At 48.4% G+C, this 659-nt stretch carries 1 pseudogene; it reads right to left on the reverse strand.

The features are described from left to right. Position 1 precedes the first annotated feature (1 nt). Positions 2 to 659: pseudogene (locus tag QRD42_RS09135) on the reverse strand (AAA family ATPase); the annotation flags it as partial.

Raw genomic sequence — 659 nt, forward strand, 5'->3', positions numbered from 1 at the left:
GTCACAACATCCCGTACAGTAACGCTGAGACGGTCAGCACACCACCCGTTAAAACAATCATCGGCGTCACTCCACGCAGGGGACGCAGTGCATCGCGGGTATAAATCAGAAAGACCGGGATCAGGAACAGGAAGATAGCAATCATTGGCCCGCAGACGGTTTCAATAAGATTGATCACATTCGGGTTCACATAGACCACAGCAAACGACACGGCGAACATCAGCAGAAACGCGATTGTTTTACCTTTGCTCTCAGTTACGCCGGTTGTTTCAGTCACCAGATCGGCGAAGGTTTCAGCAACCGGCAGGCAAATCCCTAAAAAGGATTTCGTCATGCCGATAATGGCGATCAGCGGAGCAGCATAAAAAAGTAATCCTGAGCGTCTTTCACCTTCCATTACCGATAAGACGTTAAGGTTTTGCGCTTTCGCGGCGACAAAGGTCTCATGAGGAATGCTCAGGATACAGCTCAATACAAAGAAAATAATACTGAAAAAGATCAGAGTATAAGCCAGGCGAACAACCAGCACGGCTTTGGTTTCTCCGCCGTTATGCTTCTCACGATAATGTGCCGCCAGCGGGGAAATTAATGGCGTTGAACAAAACGCGAAAGTGATCAGCGGCAACGTCAGCCACAGATTTTTTATGGTTTCACCGGTT

Origin of the sequence: Enterobacter sp. PGRG2, assembly GCF_030291195.1 — a bacterium.
Lineage (GTDB): Bacteria > Pseudomonadota > Gammaproteobacteria > Enterobacterales > Enterobacteriaceae > Enterobacter_D.